Origin of the sequence: Agromyces humi, assembly GCF_009720255.1 — a bacterium.
Classification (GTDB): Bacteria; Actinomycetota; Actinomycetes; order Actinomycetales; family Microbacteriaceae; genus Agromyces; species Agromyces humi.
This window is the reverse complement of the sequence record NZ_WJSP02000398.1, coordinates 1-3224: the sequence shown is the minus strand read 5'-3', so window position 1 is coordinate 3224 and position 3224 is coordinate 1. Positions and strand designations below refer to the sequence as shown.

General features: G+C 70.8%; 4 protein-coding genes and 2 pseudogenes. 3 read left to right on the top strand and 3 right to left on the bottom strand.

What is annotated here, in order from left to right; genetic code table 11:
- Nucleotides 1-832, bottom strand: an 832-nt coding sequence (locus GH736_RS19810) for a helix-turn-helix domain-containing protein (RefSeq protein WP_159606389.1), incomplete at its 3' end; no start/stop codon positions are given.
- A gap of 263 nt (nt 833-1095) precedes the next feature.
- Between GH736_RS19810 and GH736_RS25650 the strand changes: the two genes are divergently transcribed.
- Together GH736_RS25650 and GH736_RS19800 are read left to right on the top strand one after the other, a co-directional pair.
- Nucleotides 1096-1536, top strand: coding sequence for a DUF7882 family protein (locus GH736_RS25650; protein ID WP_328596923.1), 441 nt, complete (start codon nt 1096-1098; stop codon nt 1534-1536).
- 50 nt (nt 1537-1586) lie between these two features.
- Nucleotides 1587-1799 carry a hypothetical protein gene (locus GH736_RS19800; protein WP_159606387.1) on the top strand — a complete coding sequence of 71 codons (213 nt, stop codon included), beginning with the start codon at nt 1587-1589 and terminating at the stop codon, nt 1797-1799.
- On the opposite strand, the gene GH736_RS19795 is transcribed toward GH736_RS19800, so the two are convergent.
- Nucleotides 1796-2818, bottom strand: a complete 1023-nt coding sequence (locus GH736_RS19795) for a PHP domain-containing protein (RefSeq protein ID WP_159606385.1) — start codon at nt 2816-2818, stop codon at nt 1796-1798. The genes GH736_RS19800 and GH736_RS19795 overlap by 4 nt on opposite strands.
- A gap of 122 nt (nt 2819-2940) precedes the next feature.
- Between GH736_RS19795 and GH736_RS25805 the strand changes: the two are divergent.
- Nucleotides 2941-3036, top strand: a pseudogene (locus tag GH736_RS25805) (LacI family DNA-binding transcriptional regulator); the annotation flags it as partial.
- A gap of 56 nt (nt 3037-3092) precedes the next feature.
- Here the strand turns inward: GH736_RS25805 and GH736_RS19785 are convergent.
- Nucleotides 3093-3224: pseudogene (locus GH736_RS19785) on the bottom strand (DNA polymerase III subunit beta); the annotation flags it as partial.

The window sequence follows — 3224 nt, the reverse complement described above, 5'->3', positions numbered from 1 at the left end:
CGACGGTGGCCTCCGGGCCGGCCGCACGGAGGTCGGCGCGCGCCCCGTCGAGCCTGATCCGGCGGAGCACCTGCGCCGGCGACTCCCCGAGCTCACGCGTGAAGGCGAAGTGCAGGCCGCGGGTCGAGATGAACACCGCGCTCGCGACATCCGTGATGGTGATGGGCTCCCCCGCGTGCGCGTGCATGTAGTCGATCGCCCGGCGCACGACCGCCGAGCCGCCCCTGCGCTCGTCGGGCGCGTCGAGCCAGTTCGTGGGGAATGCGTGGAGGAACGCGGTGGCGAGATGGTGGAACGTCGCATTGGCCACCAGGGGTTCGTCGAGCACGCCCGGGTCCTGTTCGAGCGATGACCGGATGCCTCGCAGCACCGTCGTCCAGTGGTCGGCGAGCTCGGGCGAGTTCGCGACCAGTCCCGTGCGGCGCAACCGAAGCGCATCCTGGCCCGTGGCGACGCGCGCGATCCGCTCGACGGCCGCGAACTCGAGTGCGACGACGGACGTGCGCCGTTCCTCCCATCGAACCGAGAGGCCCTCGACCGGTGCGAGGAGCGACTGGCGGGGATCGAGATCGGTCGGCCCGTGGGTGACGTGGTACCCGCGCCCCTCACCGCTGATGACCGTCAGCTCGCGCGTTCCGCCGGTCGCGGTCCCGGGTGCACTCCAGGCCGAGTCGATGAAGGAGAACCGGGCGGCCGTCGACATGCGCACGCGCACCCGGAAGCGCCCGTTGCGATCGACCCCGAACCGGCGCTCGGGGAAGTAGCCCGCGAACCAGTCGTGTGCGGAGTCCAGGTCGTCGAACGAGCGGGACTGGTGCTCCAGCGTTGCCATGCGGCGATCCTCCTGACCCGGTCGGTCCACTCCGACGATGAGATGACGTGCGTGCCTCTGAGGTCCGATCGTCCGCGATCGGTACAGCTCCGTCCGAAGACGGAAGAAGCCGCAGGTATCGAGGGATCCTCAGACTCACCGATCGTACCTTGGACGCGTGGTCGGGCCGAACCGATGGTCGGGGGAACCGGGAAGGAGGCGACGCGCACCACGTCCGTGTCGACGACCCGACGATGCGGAGGCAGAACGAGTTGGAGGCGCCCATGGGCATGCTGGTCTACCACAGCACCACGACCCTCACGATCGACGACCGCGTCCTCGCGCACCTGCAGGTCGTCATCATCAACAAGCTTCGACGCCACGAGTCGTTCACCTTCACCTGGCGCGACGAGGCCGGCCACGATTCCGTGTGCTGGATCGGCCCGGCCATCGGGCTCGAGTTCGTCTACTCGGGCAACCGGCACCCGCTGCTCAACCGGGAATGGCTCGAACTCCTCGCGCGCTCCGCCAACTCCAACGCAGGACTGACAGTCATGCCCGAGCCCGCGCCCACCACCCGCATCGACCAGCCGATGCCCCCGCTCGAGCCATCGAAGCCCATCCTGCCGGATGCGCCTGCACCGGCGCCGGCGTCGACGCTGAGGCGCCCCCAGCAGACGCCCGCGTCCGCACGACGGACCTCGAGTACCCCTGCCGACGTGTGAGCTGCTGTCAAGGGGCGGCGGCCCGAGCCCCCACCTGTCACGCTGCTGGCATGGACACCCAGGACGCACCGATCGAAGACGGCCACGACGAGGCAACCAGCAACGAGAAGATCGACGGCGTCGCGCAGCAGATGCGCGGCGACGACCAGCTCGGCCACGTGGACGACCTGCGTTCGATGGCGCGGCAGCGCTTGGCCGAGGCCGGCCTCCCGGTCGACGACGCGACCGTCGACGCCGTCGTGGACGCCGTCAGGCGGCCCTAGCGCTTCGCCGCTGCCCACTCCAGCAGGCGGTCGGCCGGCCACGTCGTGACGATGCGCTCGGCGGGCACGCCGTTGGCCTCCGCCCTCGCGGCGCCGAGGTCGAGGAATGAGAAGTGGCCCGGCGCGTGGGCGTCCGTGTCGATGCTGAACAGGCATCCGGCCTCGAGCGCGAGCCGGATCAGGTCGTCGGGCGGATCCTGGCGCTCGGGGCGGGAGTTGATCTCGACGGCCACGTCGTGCTCGGCACAGGCCGCGAACACCGCCTTCGCGTCGAATGTCGACTGCGGCCGCGTGCCGCGCGAGCCCTCGACGAGGCGGCCCGTGCAGTGGCCCAGCACGTTCATGCGCGGGTCGGCGATCGCGCGCAGCATCCGCTGGGTCATCTCGCGCGATTCGGTGCGCAGCTTCGAGTGCACGCTGGCGACCACCACGTCGAGCCGGTCGAGCATCTCGGGCGACTGGTCGAGCGTGCCGTCGAGCAGGATGTCGGTCTCGATGCCCGAGAGCAGACGGATGCCGCCGCTCGCCTCGTTCGCCGCGTCGAGCTCGTCGAGCACCTCGAGCTGCTGCTGCAGCCGCTCGGCGCTGAGCCCGTTGGCGATCGTGAGGTTCGGCGAGTGATCGCTGATCACGAGGTACTCGAGGCCCACGAGCTGCGCGGCGCGGGCCATCGTGCCGATCGGCGTCGTGCCGTCGGACCACTCGGTGTGGCTGTGCAGGTCGCCCTTGAGCTGGGCGCGCAGCCCCGCCGCCGGAACCGCCGGACCGTGCTTCTCGCGCAGGTCGGCGAGGTACGACGGCACGCCGCCGTCGACGGCCTCGGCGATGACCGCGTACGTCGTGTCGCCGATGCCCTTCGTGCGCTTCAGCCGCCCGTCGTGCACCCGGTCGGCGAGCTCCTCGGCCGAGTAGGCGCCGATGACGTCGGCCGCCCGCCGGAACGCCTTGGACTTGAACGACGACGCGCGGTCGCGCTCCAGCAGGAACGCGATCTCCTCGAGTGCGGCCACTGGATCCATCTGCCCATTCTGGCCCGAGGGCGCGCACGGCGACAGCCTGCGACCATGGTTCCGGATGCCTCGCGCCGACGCATGACCGGGTGCGCGACTAGGGTGCAGGCAGGCGAGGATCCGGAGGTGCCGTGGGTGGAGTGACCAGTGCGGATGTCGCACGCGAGAGCGGGGTGTCCCGGACGACGGTGAGCTACGTGCTCAACGACAAGGCAGGTGTCTCGGTGTCCCCGTCGACGCGTCAGCGGGTGCTCGAGACCGCGGCGCGACTCGGCTACGCGCCCTCGGCGGCCATCGAGAGGAGGGTGAAGCTCGCTGAGCCGCAACTGACCTGGATGCGCGACTCCTCGGTGGCCACGCGGACGGGCGCGTTGGGGAGACGGCCGGCGATCTCGGCGAGCAGTCGGCCCGAGAC

What these genes read in the sequence shown, in the direction of transcription:
- GH736_RS25650 (WP_328596923.1), top strand. Translation starts at nt 1,096, where the DNA reads ATGGGCATGCTGGTCTACCACAGCACCACGACCCTCACGATCGACGAC.
- GH736_RS19800 (WP_159606387.1), top strand. Translation starts at nt 1,587, where the DNA reads ATGGACACCCAGGACGCACCGATCGAAGACGGCCACGACGAGGCAACC.
- GH736_RS19795 (WP_159606385.1), bottom strand. Translation starts at nt 2,818, where the DNA reads ATGGATCCAGTGGCCGCACTCGAGGAGATCGCGTTCCTGCTGGAGCGC.